We start from the raw sequence: 26,243 nt of genomic DNA, 5'->3' as shown, positions 1-26,243 counted from the left end.
CTGGCGACCCCACCCCGCCGAAATGACGCGAATGACCGCTCGCGCCCTGCCGCTGGCGACTGCCGATGCGATCGAATGGGGCACAAGGCGGTTGGACATCTTCATCCTTGGCCTGTTTGCCTCCCCGACCGCGGTTGGCGTCTATTACATCGCACAACAAGTCGCGAGCCTGCCACAGAAGCTGAAGACCAGCTTCGAACCGATCCTGGGGCCGGTCATTACCAAGAACCTCAAAACCAAGAACTATCAGGCGATCGCCAAACAGGTATCGCAGGTGGGGTTCTGGATAATCGCCATGCAGGTGGGCATCGCGCTCGCGCTCGGCCTTCCCGGAGAAGGCGTGATGGGCCTGGTCGGACCGGAGTTCGTCGGCGGGACCGGGGCGCTCGCCTTCCTCCTAGTAGCGGAAGTGGTCGCAGCCACGGCGGTCGTCTCGGAAGCCGTGCTGATCTACGTCGCGCGGGTGCGCAATCTGTGGATCTCGATCGGCACGATCGTGCTGCAGGGCGTGCTGACCGTCGTCCTGATCAAGGTGATGGTTGCTGGCGGATATGGCGAACCTTTCAAGGCCGCCGCTGCCGCGATCGCGCTGGCATTGGCACTGGGATTTGCGAGCCTGGTCAAGGCCATCCTGCTTTCGCGCATCCTGGGCCATGCCGTGAACAGCTTCCGCTGGGCACTGGTCTATGCGGTCGCCCCGGCCGTTGTGGTCGGCTTCGTCGTCACCCAGCTACCTGAATGGGCCGAACTGGGTTTCGGCGTCCCGGCGATCCTGGCGGTCTATGGCTGGGTCATCTGGAATCGCGGCTTCGGACCCGAGGATCGGGTGCTGTTTCGCCGCAACATCGATAAGAGCGAATCCGCCGAAGCCTGACCTTTATAGGACCGGCACGCAACGTTCAGTCGGCGTTCACGGCCCCGATATGTAACTATGTAACACCGACATATCGGGGAGGACTGCCATGCGAATTGCCAAGCTCGCCACCGCTTGTGCCCTAGCCGCGCTGATCGCCGGCTGTGCATCCAACCAGACCGACGAAATCGTTGTCACCGGAGCCAAAGCCGGTGCCTACGATGAGGCCGCACCACCGCCACCACCTCCCCCGCCGCCACCGCCACCACCGGTGGGGTTCAATACCCCTCAGGCAGTGGTCGTTACGGGCCAGCGTGTTCGCCAGTCTTCGCTTCAAGCGGCCGCTCCCGTGGCAGTGGCCATGGCGGAAGAGGTTGCGTCGACAGATCCCGCGACGGCGCGCGCCGACAATGCCTATCGCTATTTCCCGCCGGTGTTCGTGCCGACCTATCCCGATCGCGACCAGTATGACGGCAAGGAGGTTTCGTCGGTCAAGGTCGTCGCCAACGAGCCGGTTTCCACCTTCTCGGTCGATGTCGACACAGGCGCCTATGCCAATGCCCGACGCTTCATCTCCGAGGGCCAGGTCCCGCCGAAAGATGCGGTGCGAACCGAGGAATTCATCAATTATTTCCGCTACGATTATGCCCTGCCCAAGGAACGCAGCCATCCCTGCGCCGTGAACACCGATGTCGCGGTTTCCCCCTGGAACCCGCAAACCCGCCTGGTACGCATCGGGCTGGCCGGATACGATCTGCCCAAGCGCGAACGACCGCCCGCAAACCTCGTCTTCCTGCTGGATGTCTCCGGCTCGATGTCCAGCCCGGACAAGCTTCCGCTGGTCAAGACGGCGATGCGCCAGCTTGCGGGACAGCTGACCAGCAAGGACAAGATCTCGATCGTCGTTTACGCCGGGGCAGCCGGCCTGGTGCTCGAACCGACCAGCGACGAACGCAAGATCCGCGATGTGCTGGATCGCCTCCAGGCCGGCGGATCGACAGCAGGCGGCGCCGGGATCGAGCTGGCCTATCGGGTAGCCGAGGCGAACCGCGTCGACGGCGGCGTCAACCGCGTGATCCTGGCCACGGATGGCGATTTCAATGTCGGCATTTCGGATCGGGACAAGCTGATCGAACTCATCGAAAGGAAGCGCGATAGCGGCACCACGCTGACCGTGCTCGGCTTCGGTCGAGGCAACCTCAACGACGCGATGATGGAGCAGGTCGCCGATCACGGGAACGGCAATTACGCCTATATCGACAGCGCACTGGAAGCCCGCAAAGTGCTGGGCGACGAGATGGGCGCGACGCTGTTCACCATCGCCAAGGACGTCAAGATCCAGGTCGAATTCAATCCCGCCGTGGTCAGCCAGTATCGCCTGGTCGGTTACGAGAATCGCGCGCTGCGTGAAGAGGATTTCGACAATGACGCGGTCGATGCGGGCGACATCGGCGCCGGGCACCAGGTGACCGCGATCTACGAAGTCGTGCCAGCCGGGGCCAAGGGGTGGATCAGCCAGCGTCGCTATGAAGACAAGCCCGATAGCCGCGCTCTCGATCTCGCGGCAGAGGCGGCTTACATCAAGCTGCGCTACAAGCTGCCCGATGGCGAGAAGTCATCGCTGATCACCTATACCCTGCCCGCCAGCGCGCTGTGCACCAATGCCATCCCGGGCGGCGATTTTGCCTTCGCCAGCGCGGTCGCTGCCTTCGGGCAGAAGCTGCGCGGCGATCCGATGCTGGCCGGTTTCGATTATGGCCAGATTGCCAGCCTGGCCGGCAGTTCACGCGACTTCTGGCGGCAGGAATTCGTGCAACTGGTCAAGACCGCGGGCTCGCTCGACTAGCACGCTTGGCAGGCGGGGCACCGCGCGGCTAAGAGCCGCAGCATGCGGATCCGCCCCGCCCTTGCCATCCTTTCCGGTGCCGTGCTGGTCGCGGCGATGGGCTATTCCATCGCACTATCGACCGCTGCCAGCTTCATCGAGCCGCTCGAGGAGGAGGCGCAGGCCGCCATTGCCAAGGCGGGCGGGCGCGGCGTTACCGCCCGCTTTGCAACGCCCGCAGGGGCCCCTTCGCGCCACCCGCTGCTGACGGGTGGCAGGCGGCTGCCTGAAGATACCCGCGCGCGGGTCGCGCAGGCGGTTGCCGCAGTCCCGGGCGTTGGCGGTGTATTCTGGAGTGACGGCACTATTCGTGCCAGCAACGCCAGGGACCGCTACGAACCGCTCCATTGCCAGGAGGATGTCGACGGCCTGCTGCGCAGCCGCTCGATCCGGTTCGAAGAAGGATCCAATCGCATGCTGCCGGCCAGCCAACTCTTGCTCGACGAGGTGGCGGATTCCCTGCGTCCTTGCCTGGGCGCGATTATCTCGATCACCGGCCACACCGACAATTCGGGTACCGAGCCCGGCAATATCGCCCTCAGCATGCAGCGCGCCCGCGCCGTGCGCGAGGCGTTGGTCCGGCGCGGCATCCCGCGCGACGGCCTGCGCGCGCGCGGGGTCGGGTCGGCCAAACCCGTTGCCGGATTGACGCCGGACGACCCTGCCAATCGCCGCATCGAATTCGCCGTGATCCGCACCGAGCCGCTCACACCCACCCCTGTCGACACACCGGGGGCGCGCTGAGATGCCTGTCTGGTTCGAACTGGCGGTGACGATGCTCGCAGCCTATGGCGCGGGCGTTGCGATCGGCTGGGCCCTGTGGGGCCGCGAAACGGTGCCGACACAAGAGGATAGCGAATGACCGAACTACTCCAGACCTATTGGCCCGCCGTGGCAATCGCACTGGTATTGGGCCTGGTGATCGCCTGGTACGTGTTCAACGCATCGCGGCGCACGCGCGTGACCGGGACGGTGAAGGACGTGCTCGACGAAGGTGCCGCACCAGCCGAACGCAACAAGGCGCTGATCGACAGCGCGCCCGCCGCAAGGCAGGAACCAAGACCGGCCGCCAAGGCCGCTGCGGGCGGCGACGACCTGACGAGGATCAAGGGGCTGGGACCCAAGCTGGCGGCCCTGCTGGGGGACCTCGGCGTGACCAGCTTCGCGCAGGTTGCCGCGTGGGACGATCGCGAGATCGAGCGGATCGACGCACAGCTTGGCCGCTTCCAGGGCCGCATCACCCGCGACGATTGGGTAGGTCAGGCGAAGCTCCTCGCAGCCGGTGATGAAGGCGGCTTCGCGACAAAATACGGCAAGCTCGATTAGGGCTGGAACCAATCGCACAAAGCGGAGTTGGTTCCCGGGGTCGGCAACTTCTTGGAGACTGCCGAATGGGCCATTCGATACGTGTGCTTGTCGCCGAAGATGAGCTGATCATCGGTGAAGACCTTTGCCAGACGATTACCGAAGCGGGCTTCGAAGTTGAAGGCCCTTACGAGAGCGTGTCATCGGCGATGCTTGCCTATCAGAAGCATCGACCCGACGTCGCGATCCTCGATGTCCAGCTGGGTGACGGGATCGTCTACCCCCTGGCCGAACAGATGATGGCTGAGGAAGTGCCGGTGATTTTCCATTCCGGCCAGCTCACCCCCGATGAAGTTACGCAACGCTTCCCCCATGCGCAGGCACTATCCAAACCGTGCCCGCCGGCAGAGGTGATCGCCAGGGTTCAGCAGGCGCTGCAGCAGTCCTGAATCGAACTATCGTGCCCATTGCGCAAAGGTGATACCCTTGGCGCATGGGCAAGCTGGCAAGTTTCCTCGCACTGGACGGCGCCGATCGCTGGGCAACGCTTGAGGCCCTGATCGATCTGGCAGTGGCCCAGTTGCGCGTGCGCCTGGTCCCACCACGAAGCTGGCGTTCGAGCTTCGGGCCTATCTCGCTGCCGGGGGACATGTCCGTCCTCGATCCCTCATCGATCGCAACCGTCCGCCGGGTCAGGCTGGCGGTGCTCCGCGCAACCCGAAACCTGCCGACCGATCCGAATTGCCTGCCGCAGGCGCTCGCCGCACGGCGCATGCTGGAACGGCGGGGCATCGCCTCCTCGCTGTTCCTCGGTGTCGAGCGCGATGCCGATGGCGAACCACGCTTCCACGCCTGGTTAAAGGTTGGACCGGAGTGGGTTACCGGCCTGTGCGACGAAAGCCGCTACACTCTGCTGGTTCCCGGCAAGGCGGAACCCGCCTGACGCCCCCTTGCAGAGCGGGCGCAAGCCTGCCAGTGCGCAGCCGGTAACAGAGGAGACCACATGGCCGGCATGGTGCCTTTCGGCTGGGACGACCCGTTCAACCTCGACGAGCAGTTGACCGAAGAAGAACGGATGATCCGCGACGCCGCGAATGCCTTCGCACAGGGCGAGCTGCAACCGCGCGTGATCCAAGGGTTTTCCAAGGAAATCGACGATCCCGACCTGTTCCCGATGATGGGCGAGGCAGGGCTGCTGGGCGCGACCATCCCACCTGAATACGGCGGCGCCGGTACTTCCTATGTCTCTTACGGCCTGATTGCGCGCGAGATCGAGCGGGTCGATTCGGGCTATCGCTCGATGGCTTCGGTCCAGTCGAGCCTGGTGATGTTCCCGATCTATGAATACGGTTCGGAAGAACAGCGGCGGAAATATCTGCCCGGCCTCGCCAGCGGCAAGCTGATCGGCTGTTTCGGCCTGACCGAACCCGACGCGGGATCGGACCCTGCAGGGATGAAGACCGTCGCCAAGAAGGATGGCGACGGTTACGTCATTTCGGGTTCCAAGACCTGGATCTCCAATGCCCCCTTTGCCGACGTTTTCGTGGTCTGGGCCAAGAGCGAAGCGCATGGCGGCGGCATCCGTGGCTTCGTGCTGGAAAAGGGCATGAAGGGGCTCAGCGCCCCCAAGATCGAAGGCAAGCTTTCGCTACGCGCCTCGACCACCGGCATGATCGTGATGGACGAAGTCAGGGTCGGCGCCGATGCGCTGCTGCCCGAAGTGCAGGGGTTGAAGGGTCCGTTCGGCTGCCTCAATCGCGCACGCTACGGTATCAGCTGGGGCGCGTTGGGCGCAGCAGAGTTCTGCATGCATGCCGCGCGGCAATACGGCCTCGACCGCTTCCAGTTCGGCGTGCCGCTCGCTTCGAAGCAGCTGTACCAGCTCAAGCTGGCCGACATGATGACCGAAATCTCGCTCGGCCTGCAGTCCTCGCTGCGCGTCGGCCGCCTGATGGACGAAGGCAAGTTCGCGCCCGAGATGATCAGCATCGTCAAACGCAACAATGTCGGCAAGGCGCTCGATATCGCGCGCAAGGCCCGCGACATGCATGGCGGCAACGGCATTTCGGAAGAATATCAGGTGATCCGCCACATGGTGAACCTCGAGACGGTCAACACCTATGAAGGCACGCATGACGTCCATGCGCTGATCCTGGGGCGGGCCATCACCGGGATCGCCGCATTCTGATGCAGCGGGTGCGGCCGAACCTGTCCTACCCGGCGCAATTATGCGAGGCAGGCGGAGTGTTCGGCCTTACCTCTGCATGTCCACGCTCCACTTCTCCCGGCAATCGTGGACAGCGGGATTTTTATCGTCAGAACCGTGTTCCACCTGTTCCATCCAGCTGGGAAGCCGTGGGCAATTCCAATATTCGTCCTACACGGGGAGTGTGCGCGGCATGATGCGCCTGTTCGCCTATTTCCGCAGCTCCACCAGCTATCGCCTGCGGATCGCGCTGAACCTGAAGCAACTGGATTACGAGGTAATCCCGGTCGACCTGCGCACGGATGATCAAAAGGCACCTGAGTTTGTTGCCCGAAACCCGTTCGGCGGGGTGCCGATGCTCGAAGCCGATGGTCGGGACAGGGCGCAGTCGATGGCGATCCTCGAATGGCTGGACGAAGCCTATCCCCAGCGCCCGCTGCTCCCCGCCAAGGTCGAAGATCGCTATACGGTGCGCGAGCTGGCCTATGCCATCGCGACCGAAATTCATGCGCTCAACAACTTGCAGGTGCTCAAGCATCTGCGCGGCCAGATGGGTCACACCGAAGCGGAAACCGATGATTGGTACCGTCATTGGCTTGGGCGCACGCTCAATCCGGTCGAAGCCAAGCTCGCCAGCCTGAAGGCGGGCGATTTCCTGATGGATCAACCCGGCCTGTTCGAAGTGGTCCTGCTGCCGCAGGTGTTCAATGCGCGCAAGCTCGCCTTCGACCTTTCGGCTCACCCCCATATCACCCGGATCGAGGCGGCCTGCCTGGCCCGCGAGGAGTTCCAGCGCGCCCATCCCGACAATCAGATAGACAGCCCAGAATACAAGGGGCCTGCAGGAGAATAGTCGCAATGAAACTCGCCACGCTCAACGATGGAACCCGCGACGGCAAGCTTGTGGTCGTATCACGCGACCTGACCCGCTGCTGCGCCGCCGGCTACATTGCGCCAACGCTGCAAGATGCGCTCGACAATTGGGAACGCGTCGCACCGCAACTCGAAGCGCTCTATCGCGATGTCGAACACCAGGCGGTGCCATGCGAACGCTTTCACGAGCGCGAAGCTCTGTCACCGTTGCCGCGCGCCTATCAGTGGGCCGACGGCTCGGCCTACATCAATCACGTCGAATTGGTACGCAAGGCGCGCAATTCGACGGTGCCGGAGAGCTTCTACCACGACCCGCTGATGTACCAGGGCGGCAGCGATGCCTTCCTGGCCCCACGCGCGGATATCCCGTTGGGCGATGTCGCCTGGGGCTGCGACATGGAAGGCGAAGTGGCGGTAATCACCGACGACGTGCCGATGGGCGTTTCGGCCGAGGATGCCGCGGGACACATCAAGCTCGTCATGCTGGTCAACGATGTGTCGTTGCGCGGGCTGATCCCCGACGAACTGGCCAAGGGCTTCGGCTTCTTCCAGTCCAAGCCTGCCAGCGCCTTCAGCCCCGTGGCAGTCACCCCCGATGAGCTGGGCGACGACTGGCGCGGCAGCCTCGTGCATCTACCGCTGATGGTCGATCTCAATGGCGAGGCCTTCGGACGCGCCAATGCCGGGGTCGATGCAACCTTCAACCTTGCCCAGCTGGTCGCACATGCGGCCAAGACCCGGCGCCTGTGCGCCGGTACGATCATCGGATCGGGCACGGTATCGAACCAGGGCCCCGAAGGGGATCCGGGCAAGCCGGTTGCCGAAGGCGGCCTGGGCTATAGTTGCATCGCCGAAATTCGCATGATCGAAACCATTGCCAGCGGCAAGCCGAGCACGCCCTTCATGCAGCCTGGCGATGTCGTGCGGATCGAAATGAAGGATGCCCACCATCACTCGATCTTCGGTGCTATCGAACAGAAGGTCGTTCAGGCCTGACCATGACGAGCCCGATCGCAGGAAAGCGGATCGGGCTCCTCTCCGCCCGAGCCAGCCGAGCCAACGGAGGGGTGTTCGAGGCCATCGTGAACCACGTGGCCTTGCTGCGCTCCCTCGATGCGGTTCCGGTCGTAGTGGCGCTGGCCGACGAGCAGCACGGGCTGGACGTCTGGCGGCTGGCAGAGGCCGAAATCCACCTGTCAGCCGGTTCGGGCCCGCACCAGTTGGCCTTTTCGCCCGACCTGCCGCGCCGCCTGCAGGAAGCGCAACTCGACCTGCTTCACCTCCATGGAATCTGGCAGTTCCCCAGCCGCGCGGCCTGCGGATGGGCGCGCAAGACAGGCAAGCCGCTGATCGTCAGTCCGCACGGCATGCTCGACCCATGGATCACGCGCCGCAATGCCTGGAAGAAGGAGCTGGCGCGGGTCGGCTGGGAAACCACCATGTGGAAACGGGCCACGGCGTTTCATGCCCTGACCGAGGCGGAAGCCGTGGACATTGGGCGGGAAACCCGCTCGCAACGCATAACGGTGGTTCCCAATGCCGCCCCCCCTCTTGGCCCGCGACCCACTCGCATGCCCGGGCCCGCCGCGCTCTATCTCGGCAGGATCCACGAAAAGAAGAACATCCTGGCTCTCGTCGAAGGATGGCTCGCCGCCCTGCCGGATCTCCCTGAAGACGCAACACTGACGATCGCCGGTTGGGGCGAAAGCGACGGCATCGAGGCGCTGGAGGCGGCGGTTTCGAACTGTGGACCATCAGTCCATTTCGTTGGTGCCATGTTCGGGTCGCAGAAGGCCGCGCTGCTGGATGTGTCCCGCTTCCTCATACTACCCTCACTGAGCGAAGGCCTACCCATGGCGATCCTCGATGCCTGGGCTTCCGGTGTGCCGACCATCATGTCCGAGGCTTGCGGGCTGCCGCAGGGCTTCGCGTCCGGGGCAGCGATCGACAGTGGCATCGAACCGCAATCCATTGCCCAGGCGCTGCGCGATGCCTTTGCACGCGGCGAGGACGATTGGCTGGCAATGTCGAGCGCGGCGCAGGAACTGGCGAGGGGAGCTTTTGGGATAGAGGCCGTCGCCCGGCGTTGGGAATCAACCTATGCGGGCTTGCTCAGCGATCAAGCGGAGCAAGCTTGACGCTATCCATCACGACCCGGCCCGGGCCAGGCCGAAGCCAGAGGCTCAGGACCTGATCGTCGCAGACGGGCGCATCGAGCGCCTGCCCGTCACCATCGATCCGCTCGCGCGAAACGCGCGGGCGCTCGGGCTTTCCGCAGGCGATGCTGGCCATCAGACGATCCCCACCGGGACCATCGACCTTGGCCGTGATGCTGTACTTCCCGGGCGCAATCGCGATCGGCTGGGCGAGCACGGGCCTGCTGACACTCGCCCGGTTCTCCAGTTCGATCCGGGCGCGTTCCCCAGCAAGTCGGGTCACTCGCACATCACCGGTATTGTAGCGGCGCCAGCCAAGCGCCCCCGCCACTTCGTCACCAAAGAGCAGGAACTGCGGATCCGCCAGTTCGCCGCCGCGCGCGATCCGGTCGCAATGCCGCGCAGCAAGCCCCTCAGCCTCGCGCCTGAAGTTCTGCCGTGCGAGTTCGCGGATCATCGGCAGGGTCGCCTCGCAACCCAATGGCTCGACACCGCTATCGGGACGAGCAAGGAAGTTCGCGCGAGCGCGCAATGTCGCCGCACCGGTCCCTTGCGCACGCAAATATACCTCCGCCCAGCGCGGGTTCTGCGCCAGTCGCTCTCCCAAGGCGCGGCGCCCGGCTTCGCTTTGCTCGAGCAGCGAGAAATACGACTGGGCAACCGCCGCATCGCGCCGGCCCGCGCGCAACAGGGCATCGAGTTCGACCGCGGCCCGTTCGAAGTCGCTGCGATCTAGGCTTTGCGAGAGGAAGTATATCTGCGTCAGCGGTTCGCGATGACCGAGATCACGCGCGACCTCGAAGGCGCGATCCGCGCCATCCGCCTCACCAGCCAACAATTGCGCGCTGGCGAAGAAAGCCAAGCCGCGCGCGTCGAGCGGGTCGCGCAAGACAACAGCCCTCGCCAATTCGGCAGCGTCGGAATAGTGCCCCTCGCTGAGCGCGGTCGCGGAACGGCGCTTGGCAGCTCCTACTTGCAGTGATGCCGGAACGAAACGCTCGAACGCTTCGCGGGTCTCGCTCATCCGATCGAAACCCGAAGTCAGGACCAGAAATGAAAACACGACGGCGCCGATCGCCGCGCCGATGCGCGCGCGCTGCGCCCTCATGCCTCGCTGCGCCGTTCGCCCGCGGCGTATTGATAATAGTCGTAGCCGTAATAGGCCGAGTAGCGATTGCCTGATTTGGTCGGGTCGAACTTGGCCAGCACGGCGCCGAGCAGCACCGGCTTCATCGAACGCAACCGCCGCAAGGCGGCCTTGAGCGCACCGCTCCGCCCGCGTTCTGCCTCGACGACAAACACGGTGCCGTCAGCGATGGCGGCCAGCATCGGTGCGTCGGCAAGTCCAAGGACCGGCGGGCTGTCGAGAATCACCACATCGTGGCTTTCGGCGAAGCTTTCGAGAAGCTGCGCCATGCGCGGCGAGGATAACAGCTCTGAAGGGCTTGGCGGCAGCGGCCCGGTCGGCAGGAGGTCGATATCCGCTGTATCGATGTGAATGATCGCGGTTGCCGGATCATCCTGCGAAACCAGGAGATTGGTAAGACCTCGTTCGGTGCGCAGACCAAACAGCTTGTCCAGCGCCGGGCGCCGCAAGTCGGCATCGATCAGCAGTGGCTTCATGCCGATCCGTGCGAAGCCCGAAGCGATGGCGAGGCTGGTGGTAGACTTGCCTTCATGCGCTTGCGCGCTGGTCACCACGATAATCCGGGGAAGCCCCTTGGGGGTCGAATAGAGCAATGCACCGCGAAGCGAATTGTAAGCCTCTGCAATCGGTGATTTCGGATTCTCGAGCGCTTCGATCGGCGAACCGTCTTCGGCCCGCGGTACAACGCCGAGCAGGGCGAGATCGAGCTTGTCCTCCACATCCTCAGGCGTATGGATGACGTCATCCAGCTGATCGCGCAGGAATACGGCCAAGCCGGCAAGCGCCAAGCCTACCAGCAAGCCCAGCGCCATGTTGCGCGGCACGTTGGGCGACGAGGGAATATTCGGCGCCTCTGCACGATCGATAATGGCGATATTGCTCGACGCGATCCCTGCGGAAGCATTGAGCTCGCGATAGCGCTGCAACAGCCCGTCATAGATCGAACGCGCCGTGTCTGCCTGTCGCGCAAGCACGTTGTAGCGGACCGACTGGTCCTGTTCGGCAAGGCTGGCACCCCGCGCATCGCTGACCTGGTTATCCAGTTGGGCCTGGGCATTCTGGGCCGCCCGATATTCGGCGCGGACCGATTCTCGCACCTGCGACGCGGTGCTATCCAATTGCCGCGAGACTGCTGCCAGATCCTCTTCGAGCCGACCTATGGCAGGATGATTGGGCAGATAGCGTTCGCGCGCAGCTTGCAGTTCCGCCTGCAGTTCTGCCCGGCGGGTCATCAGGACCTGCACCGTGGGGTTGCCCAGTACGGGCTGCGACGCGAGCAGCGGCGTACCCTGGATCGCCTCCCACCGCGATTGTGCGCCAATCCGCGCCGCGCGGGCCTGGATTGCTGCATCGTTGAGCTGCACCAGGCTGGAAGTGGTGACAGTGCCAGCAACCACATCGCGCCCATCGGGTGAGAGCGCATCCCGCGTCCGGATCAAGCCAACACTCTTGGCATAGTCGTTGAGCTCGCGTTCCGAATCCTCGAGCGAAATTCGCGCTTCTTCCAGCTGATCGGCCACGAAGTCGCGCGCATAGGATGTGCTGTCGTAGCGCCGCTGGAGATTTGCCTGGATGAACTCTTCGGCAAAGGCATTGGCAATGGCCGAGGATGTTGCCGGATCAGTGCTGGTGAAGGCGATCGTCGCCACACGCGTCGCGCGTGGGAGGTCGATTTCGAGATTCCCTCGCAGGAGGCTTACCGCGAGGCTTCGGTCCTTCGCCTGGTCGCCGGTGATGGCCGAAGAGGCCACTTCCATCGCGCTGAAGAACCGCTCGTCGCTCGCCAGATCGAGCCGGTCAGCGACCCGCTCCGCCAGGCCGCGACTGCGCAGGATGTCGAGCTGGGTATTGAGAAATCGATCGATGTCCCAATCAGACGGCGGAGTGACATTCCCCGCCTCGAAGTCGCTGCCCAGGACCTCGTCGCTCTGGTCATTGATCTGGACACTCGTCTCCGCAGTATAGCGCGGCGTGTCGAGCAAGGTTGAAATCAAGGCCAACAGGAGGACCGCCCCGACAATCGCGATCGCCATCCAGAAGTGGCGACGCAGTGCCGAGAATACGTGGCGCAGATTTGCGCTGATCGGATTCTCACCTGCAGCCAGATAGGCCGCCTGATAGCGTGCACCAGGCGTCACGGGCTGGAGCGCTGGATCAGCACTCATCGCCACGGCCTGAAAATTCCGATTGCCGGGATGGCTCGGAGCGCATCAAGGAACGCGCCCCGTGGGCCGGAGAAGCCGACCACGACGATATCGCCCGGCAGCAGCGCCACATCGGGCATGCGCCCGCCCCGGATCGCCCGAATGTCAAACCGGCCCGCCATCTTCTGAGCGTCGACCGTACGGAAGATCATGACCTCGTCGAGCTTGGCCTTCTCGGTCGTACTCCGGGCCAGGGCCAGTGCCGTCAGCAGAGTTTGACCCTCCACATAGGGGTAGACGCCGGGCAGCGCGACTTCACCTTCCACCGCGATGGTGCGCAGCTGGGTTTTCTTGACCAGCACGGCAACCCGCGGATCTCGGACGAACTTGGCCGCATAGGCCGCCTCGATCGCCGATGAGAGATCATCTGCGGTCATCCCGCTTGCCCGAACGCCGCCGATCAGCGGGAGGTTGAGCATGCCCGCGTTGTCGAGCGAGACCTCTGCAACGCTGAGCTCCGGTTCGCCATAGACCTGGACCGAAACGACGTCGCCCGGCAGCAGCAGATACCGAACGGGTACGCCGTCACCCTGGGGAACATCGATCGCGGCATAGCCGGCGTCGCCGGCGGGGACGATCGAGTCCGTTCCTGGCTGGCAAGCCGCAAGCGACAAACCCGCGAGGGCGAGCGTTATCACGGTCAGGCGATGGCTGGTTTTGCGTACCCGTAGCACCGTCATATCGCGTCCGTTTCGCGCCCTTCCCGGCCTTCGCGGGCAATCGCCCCGAGGAGTCCGGCCGCAACCCCTGCTACCACCGCCAATGCCATGTTCCGCAGCGGATAATCAACGAGGCTGTGGAGTGCTATCACCACGAAAGTACCGAGTGCGAAAAGAGTGATTGGACGTTCCGCCGGGGCAGTTCGCCAAGCCTTGCGCGCCATGTTGGCGAGGACCAAGGTTCCGGCGACCAGCACCAGCGGCGCCAGCATTCCAGCTTCGAGCAGGAACTCGAGGAAATCGTTGTGCGCGCGGTTGGGAAACTGGTCGTCGATCATTGCCAATCGCTCAACCGGCAGGAAGGTACGAGTGAAGGTCCCCAATCCACTACCCACCGGCCAGTATGTCCCGATAGCTGTCAGCGTATCGTGCCACAGATCGATCCGGGAATCGCGCGTGGCATCAAATCTGGCCAGCACTTCGGCTACCCGCGCATTATGCGATAGGGCCGCCGCGGCTGCCACGACCAATGCAAACAAGCCTGCCGCGCTTGCCATGCCGTTCGAGAGGCTGCGCGCAATGCCTGCCGCACGAAGCATGGCGAATTGCAGCAGCAGAACCGGCACCATCAGGGCGATGCCCGCACGCGAGCCGGTAAACACCAGCGCCGCGAAGAGAAACGTCTGGCACAGGGCAAGGAGTCCGATATCCCCGCGCTGCAACGGTCTGCAGTGAGAACCCGACGCGAACCACGCGGTCAGCGCAAGCATACCGATCAGCAGGGCATCCGCGGCCGAATTGCGGCTTGCGTGGAAACCGGTCAGCCACAGGTCATGACTGATCTGGTAGAGCCGGAAACGATGACCGCCGCCCGATAGCTGCAGGACCCCCAATACGGCCCCCGCCAGCGCCAACGCCCCCGTGACGGCAAGCAGGAACCGTCGATCGCGCGGCGCCAAAATCCCGACCGCCAGCATCGCTCCGGCAACCGGTATCATCACCAGCAAGGCCGCCAAGGTGCTGAACGGTGCAACCGAGATCGGCCACCATGGCCGTTCACCATCTACGGCTTCGAAAGCCGCCGCCAACGTTTCGCGGCCCGGAAACGCCTGCCAGATAGCCGGCGGAAGCGGCACCAGCTGCATCACGGGCAAAGCCAGGAGTAGCCCGGCCAGCGTGATCAAGCCCCGATGTGGCAGCACAAGGTCTCGGGTTTCGCTACCGGGCCAGAAAATCCACACGGCCACTCCCAGCGCAAAGGACAGCTGGACGATAATCTCGGCCGCTGCGCTGGGCGACCCGCCGCCTCCAAAGGCAAGCACGCAAGCCAGAAAGCCTGCCAACAGCCAGCCCAGGCGCGTTTCCGGCAGGCGGTGCTGCAAGCTTCTCATTGCTCTCCCCGGCGCGATTCCGAAGTTTGAAGTAACGCGGGGCCCGCGCCTGTCAAAGCGCGAGCCCCGCCTATTCCCCGCAAGAATGCGGTTACATCGAGCGAGCGATCACCATCTTCATGACTTCGTTCGAGCCGCCGAAGATGCGGGTGATGCGGCTGTCGCGATACATCCGCGCAATCGGGTAATCGTTGATGAAGCCGGCGCCGCCGTGGAACTGCAGGCATTTGTCGACCACTTCACCCTGCAGTTCGGTGACCCAGTACTTGGCCATGCAGGCGGTCGCGACGTCGAGCTCGCGCTTCAAATGGCGGGCGATGCAATCGTTGACGAAGATCTTCGCCGCCGTGGCCCGGGCCTTGAGATCGGCCATGACAAACTGCGTGTTCTGGAAGTCCCAGATCGTTTGGCCAAAGGCCTTGCGGCTCTTGACGTATTCGAGCGTGGTCTCGAGCGCTTTTTCGATCCCCGTCATCGCGCCCATGGCGATGATCAGGCGTTCCTGCGGCAGTTCGCCCATGAGCTGGTAAAAGCCCTTGCCTTCAACGCCGCCGAGGACGTTCTCCGCCGGGACGAAGACATCATCGAAGAACAGTTCGGACGTATCCGACGCGTCGAGCCCAATCTTGTCGAGCTTCTTGCCGCGTTGAAAGCCCTCGGCCCCTTCGGTTTCAAGCAGCATCAGCGAGATGCCCTTGGCGCGTTCATTGGGGTCCGTCTTGGCGACGATGATGATGAGGTCCGCCGTCTGCCCGTTCGAGATATAGGTCTTGACCCCGTTGATGCGATAGCCATTGCCATCCTTCAGCGCGGTCGTTGTCACACTCTGCAAGTCCGAACCAACACCGGGTTCGGTCATCGCGATGGCGCTGACCAGTTCGCCGGTGACCAGTTTGGGCAGATACTTCTTCTTCTGTTCTTCGGTGCCGTGGCGGATGATATAGGGGAGGATGACGGTGTTGTGCAGCGATGCGGCGAAGCCTTCGACACCGTGTTTGGCTTGCTGGTCGATCACCACCATATCGTGGCGGAAGTCGCCGCCGTGGCCGCCGTACTCGACCGGTACCGAGACGCCGAGAAGACCCGCCTGACCGGCCTCGCGCCAGAAATCGCGCTCGACCTGGCCGTTCTTGCGCCATTCGAGCACGCGTTTTTCGGGCGCGTGCTGCTGGTAGAACTTGCCGACCGCGTCGGCGAAGATGGCGATCTCCTCGTCATCCATGAACTCGGGCTGGGGTACATCCAATGCGGGCATCTCTAGGGTCCTCTCGGGTATCTTGTCGTTGTATCTCGATTACTTGCCGGTCCAGTTGGGTTTGCGCTTTTCGGCAAAGGCGAGCGAACCCTCGCGTGCATCCGCGCTGGTGAAGACCGGCGCGATCAGCTGGGCCTGGCGCGTATAGCGTTCATCCATCGGCCATCCGCGCGATTCCTTGATGATCTGCTTGGATATCCGCACTGCCAACGGACCATTGGCGACGATCGCGGCGGCAAGTTCCTTCGCCCCATCCAACGCCGAACCATCGGTGACGCGGTTGATCAGGCCCAGTTCGTAGGCACGGGACGCGGAAATGAAATCGCCGGTCAGCGCCAGTTCCATGGCCACACGTTCGGGGATCTGGTCGGGCAACATCATGACGCCGCCAGCCGCCGCAACGAGCCCACGCTTCGCTTCTGGAATGCCAAACTTGGCACCCGAATGGGCGACGACCAGGTCGCAGGCGATCATCAGTTCAAGCCCGCCGGCCAGCGCATAGCCCTCGACCGCGGCGATCAGCGGCTTGACCGGAGGCTTCTGCACGATGCCGCCGAAACCGCGACCTTCGATACTGGGCGATTCGCCCCGCAAGAACCCCTTGAGGTCCATGCCCGAACAGAAAGTGCCCCCCGCACCGGTAAGGATGCCGACGCGAAGATTATCGTCACTGTCGAGCCGGTCCATGGCCGCAGCGATGCCTTCGGCCGCAGCCTTGGTCATCGCGTTCTTCGCCTCCGGGCGGTTGATGGTGACGACAAGGATGCCGTCCTCTTCGCTCGTCAGGACTTCCTCGGACATAGCTGCTCTCTCCCATTTCAATTCGAAACTTGTCTTGCGCCCTTGCTGCGCGACGTTTACGCAAACGTCAACCGGCATTCGCCGCACAAAACGACAAGTCGAGAGGAGACCAGGACCATGGCCGAAGCCTATATCATCGATGCTGTCCGCACCCCGCGCGGAATCGGCAAGCCGGGCAAGGGCGCGCTGTCGCACCTGCACCCGCAGCACCTTGCAGCCACCGTCCTTGGCGCACTGAGAGAGCGCAATCATCTCGACACAACCACGGTCGATGACATCATCTGGTCGACCAGCAGCCAGAACGGCAAGCAGGGCGGCGACCTGGGCCGGATGGCCGCGCTGTCGGCGGGCTATGACATCAGCGCCAGCGGCACCACGCTAGACCGCTTCTGCGGCGGCGGCATTACCTCGGTGAACCTCGCCGCGGCCACGGTGATGAGCGGAATGGAAGATTGCGTCATCGCCGGCGGCACCGAAATGATGAGCTACACGACCGCCTATGCTGCCGAACAGGCCAATGCCGGCCTTCCGCCGCGCATGATGGGCGCCGGCAACGAGGCGCTCGACGTGCTGCACCCGCAAAGCCACCAGGGTGTTTGCGGAGATGCCATCGCTTCGATGGAAGGAATCAGCCGCGAAGATCTCGATGCACTCGCTCTCGTCAGCCAGCAGCGCGCCGACCGGGCGATCAAGGAAGGTCGCTTCGAGAAATCCGTTGTGCCGGTGTACAATGAAGATGGCTCGGTCGCGCTCGACCGCGAGGAATTCCCGCGCCCGGAAACCACTGCCGAAGGCCTCGCAGCGCTCAACCCGAGCTTCGCCAAGCTGGCCGATTTCGATATCGGCGGGACGAGCTTCCGCAAGCAGATCAACCGCAAGTACCCCGATCTGAAGATCGAACACTTCCACCATGCCGGCAACAGTTCGGGCGTGGTCGATGGGGCGGCGGCCCTGCTCATCACATCGGAAGATTATGCGAAGGATCACGGCCTCAAGCCGCGCGGCCGCATTGTTGCCTATGCCAACCAGGGCGATTGTCCAACGCTGATGCTCAACGCACCGGTTCCGGCGGCGAAGAAGGTGCTGGAAAAGGCCGGTCTCTCCAAGGACGATATCGACGTCTGGGAAATCAACGAGGCCTTCTCGGTCGTCGCTGAGAAGTTCATCCGCGACCTCGATCTCGACCGCGAGAAAGTGAACATCAACGGCGGCGCCATGGCTCTTGGCCATCCGATCGGTGCCACAGGCTCGATCCTGATCGGCACTGCACTCGATGAGCTCGAACGTTCGGGCGGGCGCTACGGCCTCGTCACCATGTGCGCTGCGGGCGGCATGGCACCGGCGGTCATCATCGAGCGCGTCGACGGCTTCGTCGGATAAGCCTTTCCTACCGGGCCGACCGGGGGATATGGCGGCAAGCGCTGTTTCCCATAGTCGGCCCAAGCAACACCCCCCCGAAAATCGGGCCAAGTGTCGCCTTTGCCCGAAATAGGGAGAATTTTCTATTTATTCCCAGAGCCTTATATCAATAGCGCAAAGGCGACACCGAGTCGCCTTTGTCGCCTTCGTCGACCCCGATTACCGCCGGCCTGCGGCAGGATCCGTCGCGAGCAGGCGGTAGCCCCAGGGTGCCAGGGTCATGCTGTCGCCCGCGGCCATCTTGACCCCCTCCGCGCCGCGGAACTCGCGGTAGGTCCCGTTGGCCAGCTTGCTGGTGATCGAGAAGGTCACCGGAGCGCCGGATAAATTGAAGAAGGCGAGCACCTTGTTGCCGTCATCTTGCCGCGCCCAGGCGAAGACCTGCTGCGGCTTGTCCGTATCGACCTTGTGCATCACCGCGCCCCACTGCCCGTTATCGAGCACCGGATTGGCCTTGCGGAAGGCGATCAGGTCCTTGAGCAGCGCGCCATAGTCGCATTGCTGCCCCTGATCCCAATCGATCGGGTCCTTCTCGAAGAACTCCAGCCGCTTGGCATTGCAGGCTTCCATGCCGTTATGGACCAATGGCAGGCCCTGGCCGGTGAAGGACAGCACGGTCATCGCCTCAAGCGCCGGACCGTAGTTCTCCTCCATCGTGCCTTCCCAGGCATTGCTGTCGTGGTTCTCGATATAGGTCAGCCGCATCGCCTCGCGCGGCCACAGGCTCTCGTTCTCGGCATAGTAGCCGTAGAAGCTGGTCGCATCGCCTTCGCCATGCGCAACCTTCTTGCTGGTGACGTGCCAGTCCCAGCCATAGGTCGCATCGAAGGCAGCGAAGTGGAAGGCGGTCTGCTGGACCTCGCCGAGCATGAAGACCGGGCGGATAGCATCCAGCCGTGCCCGCATCATCTCCCAGAAATCGAGCGGGACATACCCGGCGACATCGGCGCGATAGCCGTCGATACCGTAGTCGCGAACCCACATTTCCATGGCCCCGCCGACGTGCTCGCGCACACCGGGCTGCGACCAGTCGAGATCGATGATATCCGACCAGTCCCACCACGGGGTCGGCCGAAAGTCGCCCTTCCAGTCCTTCTCGTACCAGTCGGGGTGGTCCTTCGCCATCCGGTTGTCCCACGCGGTGTGGTTGGCGACGAGGTCGAGGATCACCTTGAAGCCTTGCGCATGGGCCGCATCGACGAAGGCCTTGAGGTCTTCCTTGGTGCCGAATTCGGGGTTCACTGCGTAATAGTCCCGCACCGAATAGGGACTGCCCAGGCTACCCTTGCGGTTCTCTTCGCCGATCGGGTGGATCGGCATCAGCCACAGGATGTCGACACCCAGTTCCTTGAGCCGCGGCAATTGCGCCTGTGCAGCCTTGAACGTGCCTTCGGGCGTGAACTGGCGGGTGTTGATCTGGTACAGAACAGCCTTGCGCGACCATTCGGGGTGGGAGAGCGTGACCTTGCTGCGCGGAGCCCAAACCGTCGTATCCGGCTGGTCCGCCGGTGAGGCAACGGCGTAACCCACGCCAACCAGGAGCGAAATTGCCGCGGCAGCGAGCAGGCGTTTCATGACGGGATGTTCTCCATGGCTTGCCGACCGAGCGAAATCGCTCCGGTTATGCCGGCGTCGTCGCCCAGTTGGGGCGGAACAACGATCTCACTGAGGTCGCGGTCGTAATAGTCGAGGTAGCCTGCAAGGCTTTCGCGCGTGGCCTCGCGGAGCGCGTCCAGCAGGCCGGGAGTTTTCATGACCCCGCCGCCGAAGATCAGCACTTCGGGCATATGAAATGCCGCCAGCGTTGCAGCCAGATGGCCAAGGTAACTGCCGATCAGCGCGATCGCCTGCGGGTCCGCCACCTCGCCCAACTCCGCACCCCAGCGCGCGCGGATTGCGGTGCCACTGGCGAGGCCCTCGCAACAGTCGCCATGATAGATGCAGGACCCGGGAAAGGGATCTCGGGAAATGTCATGCGGTGGACGAAGGTGTCCCGTTTCGAAGTGCGAGAGCCCCGTGACTACCGCGCCGTCCTTTACGATGCCGCTCCCGATACCAGTGCCGACAGTGGTGTAGGCCACAACCCTTCGCCCCCTGCCCGCGCCAGCCAAGGCTTCCCCGAGTGCGGCACCGTTTACGTCGGTATCGATATTCACCGGCACATCGAAACTGGCTAGCGCCTGGGTGAAACTGGCACCCTGCCACCCGGGCTTCACCGTTGTGAGGAAGGTACCGTAGTCGTCCTGCCCTGGATCGATCCCTATGGGGCCGAAGCTGGCGATGCCGAAGGCGTCTATCGACCCGTGGCGGGCTTGGGTCGCCGCGAACCATGCGGTCATCTCCCGCAGGGTTGTCTGGCCATCCCGCGTATCAATACGCGCGCGCTCGATCACCGTGCCATCGGGGCGGGCGAGCGCGAGGACGAACTTGGTCCCCCCGGCTTCTACCGCCCCGATCAAACCCGGCATCACAGCGCGGCCTTGACCCGTTGCATGGCCAATGCCGCCACGATCCAGCTCGCCGCAGCGAAGAGCATGGTCCACACGGGTTCGCCTGGGAAGAAGGCCTGCATGATGCTGCCCATCACGGTTGCCACCAGCAATTGCGGCACGACGATGAAGATGTTGAACAGTCCCATGTAAATGCCGAGCTTGGCCTGCGGCAGGTTACTCGCCAGGATCGCGTAGGGCATGGCCAGGATGCTCGCCCAGGCGATACCGATACCGACTTCGGCCAGCAGCAGCACCTGCGCGTCACGGACAAGGAAGAACATCAGGAACCCCGCGGCGCCCAGCGCCAGGCAGATCGAATGGGTCGTCACCTGCCCGAACTTGCGGCTGAGCCACGGCAACAGCGCCAGTGCGGCAATTGCCGCGACACCATTGTAGACGGTGAAGAGGACGTTCACCCAGTTCGCGCCCTCGTTGTAAGCCGCGCTGGCCGTGTCCGAGCTGCCGTAGACATATTGCGTCACCACCGGCGTGGTGTTGATCCACATGATGAACAGCGCCGACCAGCTGAAGAACTGCACCAGCGCCAGACGCTTCATCACCTCGGGCATGCCCGAAAAATCGCCGACGATGCTGGACAGCATATTCGCGGCGCGGCCCTGCTTGGCCATGGCGATCGCGATCGCGCTGAGGACGCCGTATGTCGCCAGCAACGCACCGAGCAGGAAGACTTCCTTCTCCAATCCGAACAGGTCTACTGCCAGCGCCACAAGGACGCCGGCGATGACCCAGACGGCAGCGGTAGCGTAGCTCTTGGCCGCAAGCGCACGCAGCGTCGCGCCCTCATCCAGCGCCACCTCGCCGCCGCCAAAGGCGGCTTGTTCTTCGGGTGAATATTCGCGTGTCGTCAGGACGGTCCACATCACCGCGGCGAACAACGCGACGGCTCCTGCCCAGAAGCTCCACTTGACGGTGTCTGGCAGGCCACCGTCAGTGGCAATGTTGCTTATACCGAGCTGTTCGAGGAACCAGGGGAAGATCGATCCAACTACGGCACCGGTGCCGATGAAGGCGGTCTGCACCGCGTAGCCTGCGGCGTGCTGGTCAGCCCGCAGCATATCGCCCACAAAGGCCCGGAACGGCTCCATCGAAATGTTGAGGCTGGCATCGAGCATCCACAGCATCGCAGCCGCAAACAACAGCGGTGCCCCCATGGTGGGGCTGAACGGCATCATCATCAGGGCCAGCGCCGACAGGACTGCGCCGGTGAGGAAATAGGGCCTGCGTCGGCCCAATCGGTTCCAGGTACGATCCGATAGGTGGCCGATGATCGGCTGGACCAGCAGGCCAGTTAGCGGTGCCGCAACCCACAGCGCAGGCAGATCGTCAATCGAACTCCCAAGCGTCTGGAAAACCCGGCTCATATTCGCGTTCTGCAGCGCGAAGCCGATCTGAATCCCGAAGAAGCCGAAGCTGATGTTCCACAGGCCGGCAAAGCCCTGGCGCGGCTTCTCGCGAAGCATCTGTTCCATTCCAGTCCCTCATCCCGTGCAGGTCTTGGTGCCCGCCATGGTGCAATCGGGCCTTGGCTCGCACGATGCCCGGCCTGCAACAAGGGCGTATACGAATACGTTGTGGGTCAGGCGACCGCGCTGGATCCCCGTATCACCAGCTTGCCGGGCAACCTGCGCGTCGGCAGATCGCGCCCCTCGATCTGGGCCAGCAGGGTCTCGACCAGCGCCTCCCCTGCTCCCCTGATATCCTGCATTACCGTGGTTAGCGGTGGGGTTGTGAGACTGGCTGCAGGAATATCATCGAACCCGACCACCGCGACATCGCGTGGCACGTTGTGGCCGGCTTCTGCCAAGGCTCGCATCGCACCGATTGCGATCAGGTCGCTTGCCGCAAAGATGGCGTCGAAATCTTTGCCCGACGCGATCAGTGCTTGCGCCGCCGCATGTCCCGCTTCTTCGGTCGTAATCGCATCGAATTGCAGCGATGGGTCAGGCTCGATCCCCGCTGCCGCAAGCGCACCACAAAGCCCTGCGTAGCGACTTTCAAACTCTGGATAGTGTTCGTCTGCATCCCCGAGAAAGGCGATGCGATGACGCCCACTCTCGATCAAATGCCGACCAGCGAGCCGTCCCGCTTCGAGGTTGTCTGTGCCGACGGTGACTCCGCCACGGTCGCTAGAAACCGATCCCCAGCGCGCAAAATGCGTCCCTTGTCGCCCGAGTTGTTCAAGCCGCTCGCGGTACAAGGTATAGTCGCCATAGCCGAGCAGGATGAGGCCGTCGGCACGATGGCTGTCCTGGTATTGGACGTGCCAGTCATCCTCCATCCGCTGGAAAGAGATGAGCAGGTCCAAACCGCGATCGGCACAGGCACGAGTGATCGATCCGAGCATCGCCAGGAAGAACGGATTGATCATGCTCTCGTCGGGTGTCGGGTCCTCAAAGAACAGCAAGGCAATGGTGTTCGAACGCTGCGAGCGCAGCGAGGACGCGTTCTTGTCGACGGTGTAATTGAGATCACGCGCGATCTGCTTGATCCGCTCTCGCGTCGCGGGGCTCACGGCTCTGTCACCGCGCAAAGCGCGGCTCACTGTGGGCTGTGAGACTCCGGCCGCATAGGCGATATCGAAGCTGGTCGGCCGACCCGTCGGCTTACGACCCATTGCTCTCCTCCTGGTCCCTCCCCTTGGACCTTGGAGGCCGACACTAGGGGGGCCATGAACGGCTGGCAATCGCAGGAAAGTGTCGTGTCCCCGCCACTCGCAGCCTGTGACATTTCGGAGACTCCGGCCCTACCGGCAGAGAGAGCGTATACGTATGCCATCTATCGGCGTGCCACGCCCACCACCTATCCAGATGCTGAACAGGGACCGCGAGTTCCCTGTCGACGAATTGGATTCGGCCCGGGGACTGCTATCTGGATCGGGCCATTAGGGAGAGCACAATATGGCATTTCGCAAGCATCTTGCCGGCGGCATCAGTGTGGGCGCCGTCAGCATCGCACTTGCTGCGCTGGCAACACCTGCCATCGCACAGGACGCCGCAGCCGACGACACCGATGTGACCGCGGATGAGGACGTCATTATCGTTTCGGGTTTCCGCGCCTCACTGGAAAGCGCAACCAACACCAAGAAGCGTGCTGACCAGATCGTGGAATCGGTCACCGCCGAAGACATCGGCAAGCTGCCCGACGCTTCGATCGGTGAATCGATCGCGCGCCTGCCGGGCCTGACCTCGCAGCGCCTCAATGGTCGCGCGAATGTCATCGCGATCCGCGGCTTCGGCCCCGACTTCTCGCAGACACTGCTCAACGGTCGCGAACAGACCACCACCAGCGACAACCGTTCGGTCGAACTCGACCAGTACCCCTCGGAAATCGTCAACCAGGTGGTCGTGTACAAGTCGCCGACCGCCTCGCTGGTCGGCCAGGGCCTGGTGGGCACGATCGACATTCGCACGATCCGTCCGCTGGAAACCAACAAGCGCATCATTTCCGTCGGTGCGCGCGGTTCGTATGCTGACATCGGCAAGCTGAACGCCGGATCGAACGAACTCGGCTATCGCGTAAACGGCACCTACGTCGACCAGTTCGCTGACGACACGATCGGCATCTCGCTTGCCGCATCCTATGTGGATGAGCCCTATCAGCTCCAGGAATTCAACGCCTGGGGTTACAACAATGTGCAGGTCAATGGGCAGGATGCCGCGCTGATCGGCGGATCGAAGTCCTTCGTCACCTCGACCGACCTCAAGCGTTTCGGCTTGAACGGCACGCTGCAGATTGCCGCCACGCCCGAGTTCATGCTGACCTTCGACGGGTTCTATTCGCACTTCAACGATGATCAAACGAAGCGCGGCATCGAGCTTCCGCTCGGCTTCTTTGCGTTCGGCACTACCGGCGACGCGGCTACCGCAACCGTGGAAGACGGCCTGGTGACTTCGGGCACCTTCGACAATGTTCGCGGCGTCATCCGAAATGACATCTTCCAGCGCAAGGCCGATCTCTACTCGTTCGGCTTCAATGCCGATTACGATGGCGACGATGGCTGGCATGCGATGTTCGACTTCGGTTATTCGCGGACCGACCGCAACGAACTGAGTCTCGAAAGCTATTCAGGCACCGGATTTAATGGGGACGACACCGGCAACGGCGCGGCCGCGTCGATCGATTTCGTGTCGGGCAGCACGGGTACAGTCTTCAACCCCTCGCTCGACTATAGCGACCCCTCGATCATCTTCCTGACCGACCCGCTCGGCTGGGGTAACGGCACGATCCCCCAGGCGGGCTACTACAACAACCGCATCATCGACGACGAACTGTTCCAGTTCCGAACCGAGATCGAAAAGGAGTTCGAAGGCAGCTTCCTTCGCAGTGTGCAGTTCGGCCTGAACTACACCACGCGCGAAAAGGGTCTGGTCCCGGACGAAGCCTTTGTGCGCCTGCCCAACGGTGCCCTCACCGCCAGCATTCCGTCGGAGTATCTGCTTCGTTCGACCGATCTCAGCTACCTCGGCCTGGGTCCGATTGTTAGCTACGACGCGCGGGAGCTGATTGCTGCCGGCATCCTGGAACTCGAGCCTCGCGTAACCAGCGGCCCCAACGCCGCCAACGACGTCTTGGGCAAGGGCTACACGGTCAACGAAGATCTGATGACCGCCTACCTGCAGGCCAACATCGAACAAGATGTTGGCGGAGGCGTACTGACCGGTAACTTCGGCGTCCAGGCGATCCACACCGACCAGGAGTCGACCGGCTTCATTTTCGGTCCTGCAGGTCCGCAGGAGCTGACCCTTGGTGACGATTATTGGGACGTTTTGCCCAGCCTGAACCTCTCGCTGAGGCTCGACAGCAACTGGGTCATCCGCTTTGCGGCGGCCCGCGAGATCATGCGCTCGCGTCTCGATGATACGCGCTTGTCGATCGGCTACGGGATCGATGCTTCGGTACCGGGCGGCATCATTCGCGGTGGCGGCGGCAATCCGTTCCTGCGTCCCTATCGCGCCAATGCCGTCGACTTCAACGTCGAGAAGTACTTCGGTACCGGTGGCGTGGTTGCTGTCCAGCTGTTCTACAAGGACATCAAGAGCTACATCTTCAACGGTCGCTTCGACTTCGACTATGGAGCTTTCCCCGCACCGACTGGCGCGGACGCCTATCCCAACCTTCCGACCCAAGGCACTCTCGATGCGCCGATCAACACCGGCGGCGGCGACCTCTACGGCGGCGAATTGGCGGTGACTCTGCCGTTCTCGAACTTCAGCAGTGCGCTTGAAGGCTTCGGGATCACCGGCGGCGTCGGCTACACCGAGACCAAGGTCAAGGATGCCAACGGCGCGGAAACCACAATCCCGGGATATTCCAAGTGGGTGGTCAACGGCACGGCCTACTTCGAGAAGGCAGGCTTCAACACGCGTGTCAGCGCCCGTCACCGTTCGACCTTCCTGGGCGATTTCACCGGCTTCGGCGGATCGCCGACCCGGCGGACCGCACTGGCGGAGACGATCATCGACGCGCAGATCGGGTATGACTTCCAGCCCGGCAGCGCTCTCGAAGGCCTGTCGCTCTACATCCAGGGCCAGAACCTGACCGACGAACGTTTCGCTTCGGTCGGTGCAGAACGGAAC

At 63.2% G+C, this 26,243-nt stretch carries 22 protein-coding genes; 12 read left to right on the top strand and 10 right to left on the bottom strand.

Annotated elements, in window-relative coordinates:
* From AAFM29_RS12325 to AAFM29_RS12280, 10 genes are all read left to right on the top strand, one after another.
* On the top strand, positions 1-874 hold an 874-nt coding region (locus tag AAFM29_RS12325; RefSeq protein WP_371830741.1), incomplete at its 5' end, for a lipopolysaccharide biosynthesis protein.
* Positions 875-962: 88 nt separating this feature from the next.
* Positions 963-2,699 (top strand): VWA domain-containing protein, encoded by a 1,737-nt coding sequence (locus AAFM29_RS12320; RefSeq protein ID WP_341713096.1) that lies wholly within the window; start codon positions 963-965, stop codon positions 2,697-2,699.
* A gap of 42 nt (positions 2,700-2,741) precedes the next feature.
* Complete coding sequence (locus AAFM29_RS12315; RefSeq protein WP_341713095.1) at positions 2,742-3,482, top strand: OmpA family protein; 741 nt, start codon at positions 2,742-2,744, stop codon at positions 3,480-3,482.
* 114 nt (positions 3,483-3,596) lie between these two features.
* Positions 3,597-4,064: a hypothetical protein gene (locus tag AAFM29_RS12310; protein ID WP_341713094.1), complete on the top strand. Its 468-nt coding sequence runs from the start codon at positions 3,597-3,599 to the stop codon at positions 4,062-4,064.
* Positions 4,065-4,129: 65 nt separating this feature from the next.
* Positions 4,130-4,492, top strand: a complete 363-nt coding sequence (locus tag AAFM29_RS12305) for a response regulator (RefSeq protein ID WP_341713093.1) — start codon at positions 4,130-4,132, stop codon at positions 4,490-4,492.
* A 44-nt stretch (positions 4,493-4,536) separates the two neighbouring features.
* Positions 4,537-4,986 (top strand): lasso peptide biosynthesis B2 protein, encoded by a 450-nt coding sequence (locus AAFM29_RS12300; protein ID WP_341713092.1) that lies wholly within the window; start codon positions 4,537-4,539, stop codon positions 4,984-4,986.
* Between the two features lie 69 nt (positions 4,987-5,055).
* Positions 5,056-6,231, top strand: coding sequence for an acyl-CoA dehydrogenase (locus tag AAFM29_RS12295; protein ID WP_371830742.1), 1,176 nt, complete (start codon positions 5,056-5,058; stop codon positions 6,229-6,231).
* Positions 6,232-6,445: 214 nt separating this feature from the next.
* The gene (maiA, locus tag AAFM29_RS12290) at positions 6,446-7,102 is read left to right on the top strand and encodes a maleylacetoacetate isomerase (RefSeq protein WP_341713097.1); all 657 of its coding nucleotides are present in this window, start codon (positions 6,446-6,448) and stop codon (positions 7,100-7,102) included.
* A gap of 5 nt (positions 7,103-7,107) precedes the next feature.
* Entirely contained in the window at positions 7,108-8,118 is a 1,011-nt protein-coding gene (locus AAFM29_RS12285; protein WP_341713090.1) for a fumarylacetoacetate hydrolase family protein, read from the top strand.
* Positions 8,119-8,120: 2 nt separating this feature from the next.
* Positions 8,121-9,260: a glycosyltransferase gene (locus AAFM29_RS12280; RefSeq protein ID WP_341713089.1), complete on the top strand. Its 1,140-nt coding sequence runs from the start codon at positions 8,121-8,123 to the stop codon at positions 9,258-9,260.
* Here the strand turns inward: AAFM29_RS12280 and AAFM29_RS12275 are convergent.
* The 6 genes from AAFM29_RS12275 to AAFM29_RS12250 all read right to left on the bottom strand — a co-directional run bounded on the left by AAFM29_RS12275 (position 9,235) and on the right by AAFM29_RS12250 (position 16,735).
* Entirely contained in the window at positions 9,235-10,386 is a 1,152-nt protein-coding gene (locus tag AAFM29_RS12275; protein ID WP_341713088.1) for a hypothetical protein, read from the bottom strand. The two genes, AAFM29_RS12280 and AAFM29_RS12275, sit on opposite strands and share 26 nt — an antisense overlap.
* Entirely contained in the window at positions 10,383-12,590 is a 2,208-nt protein-coding gene (locus AAFM29_RS12270) for a polysaccharide biosynthesis tyrosine autokinase (RefSeq protein WP_341713087.1), read from the bottom strand. Before AAFM29_RS12270 ends, AAFM29_RS12275 begins: the two co-directional genes overlap by 4 nt.
* Positions 12,587-13,309, bottom strand: a complete 723-nt coding sequence (locus tag AAFM29_RS12265) for a polysaccharide biosynthesis/export family protein (protein ID WP_341713086.1) — start codon at positions 13,307-13,309, stop codon at positions 12,587-12,589. The genes AAFM29_RS12270 and AAFM29_RS12265 overlap by 4 nt, the downstream gene beginning before the upstream one ends.
* Positions 13,306-14,679, bottom strand: coding sequence for an O-antigen ligase family protein (locus AAFM29_RS12260; RefSeq protein WP_341713085.1), 1,374 nt, complete (start codon positions 14,677-14,679; stop codon positions 13,306-13,308). The genes AAFM29_RS12265 and AAFM29_RS12260 overlap by 4 nt, the downstream gene beginning before the upstream one ends.
* 91 nt (positions 14,680-14,770) lie before the next feature.
* Positions 14,771-15,934: an acyl-CoA dehydrogenase family protein gene (locus AAFM29_RS12255; RefSeq protein ID WP_341713084.1), complete on the bottom strand. Its 1,164-nt coding sequence runs from the start codon at positions 15,932-15,934 to the stop codon at positions 14,771-14,773.
* Positions 15,935-15,973: 39 nt separating this feature from the next.
* On the bottom strand, positions 15,974-16,735 hold the full coding sequence (locus AAFM29_RS12250) for a crotonase/enoyl-CoA hydratase family protein (RefSeq protein ID WP_341713083.1): 762 nt from the start codon (positions 16,733-16,735) through the stop codon (positions 15,974-15,976).
* A 117-nt stretch (positions 16,736-16,852) separates the two neighbouring features.
* On the opposite strand from AAFM29_RS12250, the gene AAFM29_RS12245 reads away from it, so the two are divergent.
* Positions 16,853-18,115, top strand: coding sequence for an acetyl-CoA C-acetyltransferase (locus tag AAFM29_RS12245; protein ID WP_341713082.1), 1,263 nt, complete (start codon positions 16,853-16,855; stop codon positions 18,113-18,115).
* 198 nt (positions 18,116-18,313) lie between these two features.
* Here the strand turns inward: AAFM29_RS12245 and AAFM29_RS12240 are convergent, their stop codons facing one another.
* The 4 genes from AAFM29_RS12240 to AAFM29_RS12225 all read right to left on the bottom strand — a co-directional run bounded on the left by AAFM29_RS12240 (position 18,314) and on the right by AAFM29_RS12225 (position 23,281).
* Entirely contained in the window at positions 18,314-19,729 is a 1,416-nt protein-coding gene (locus AAFM29_RS12240; RefSeq protein WP_341713081.1) for an alpha-amylase family glycosyl hydrolase, read from the bottom strand.
* Positions 19,726-20,622, bottom strand: coding sequence for an ROK family protein (locus AAFM29_RS12235; RefSeq protein WP_341713080.1), 897 nt, complete (start codon positions 20,620-20,622; stop codon positions 19,726-19,728). Before AAFM29_RS12235 ends, AAFM29_RS12240 begins: the two co-directional genes overlap by 4 nt.
* Positions 20,622-22,136, bottom strand: coding sequence for an MFS transporter (locus AAFM29_RS12230; protein WP_341713079.1), 1,515 nt, complete (start codon positions 22,134-22,136; stop codon positions 20,622-20,624). The genes AAFM29_RS12235 and AAFM29_RS12230 overlap by 1 nt, the downstream gene beginning before the upstream one ends.
* Before the next feature lie 107 nt (positions 22,137-22,243).
* Positions 22,244-23,281: a LacI family DNA-binding transcriptional regulator gene (locus AAFM29_RS12225; protein WP_341713078.1), complete on the bottom strand. Its 1,038-nt coding sequence runs from the start codon at positions 23,279-23,281 to the stop codon at positions 22,244-22,246.
* A gap of 283 nt (positions 23,282-23,564) precedes the next feature.
* On the opposite strand from AAFM29_RS12225, the gene AAFM29_RS12220 reads away from it, so the two are divergent.
* On the top strand, positions 23,565-26,243 hold a 2,679-nt coding region (locus tag AAFM29_RS12220), incomplete at its 3' end, for a TonB-dependent receptor (RefSeq protein ID WP_341713077.1).

The organism is Erythrobacter sp. (assembly GCF_038133525.1).
Lineage (GTDB): Bacteria > Pseudomonadota > Alphaproteobacteria > Sphingomonadales > Sphingomonadaceae > Qipengyuania.
Note: the sequence above shows the minus strand (reverse complement) of the source record. Positions and strands in the feature narration are given on the sequence as shown.